At 67.6% G+C, this 510-nt stretch carries 1 pseudogene; it reads left to right on the forward strand.

Annotated features, from left to right (window positions below):
- Window positions 1-510 (forward strand): annotated as a pseudogene (locus DNK49_RS23320) (4-hydroxy-2-oxovalerate aldolase); the annotation flags it as partial.

Raw genomic sequence — 510 nt, forward strand, 5'->3', positions numbered from 1 at the left:
ACCACCTGAAGAGGGCGCACGAACTGGGCGTCTCCACGCTGCGTGTGGCCACCCACTGCACCGAAGCGGACGTCTCGGAGCAGCACATCGGCTACGCCCGCAAGCTGGGCATGGACACGGTCGGCTTCCTGATGATGGCGCACATGAACAGCCCTGAAGGGCTGGTGCAGCAAGCGAAGCTGATGGAAGGCTACGGCGCGAACTGCATCTACGTCACCGACTCGGCCGGCCACCTGCTGCCGGAGACGGTGAAGGCACGGATCGGTGCGGTGCGCGCCGCCCTCAAGCCGGAGACCGAGCTGGGGTTTCATGGCCACCACAACCTGGCGATGGGGGTGGCCAACAGCCTTGCGGCGATCGAAGCCGGCGCCACGCGCATTGACGCGGCCGCGGCCGGGCTGGGGGCGGGGGCGGGCAACACGCCGATGGAAGTGCTGATTGCGGTGTGCGAGCTGATGGGGATCGAGACCGGGGTGGATGTGTTCCGGATCCAGGACGTGGCCGAAGACC

Source organism: Parazoarcus communis SWub3 = DSM 12120 (assembly GCF_003226565.1).
Lineage (GTDB): Bacteria > Pseudomonadota > Gammaproteobacteria > Burkholderiales > Rhodocyclaceae > Parazoarcus > Parazoarcus communis.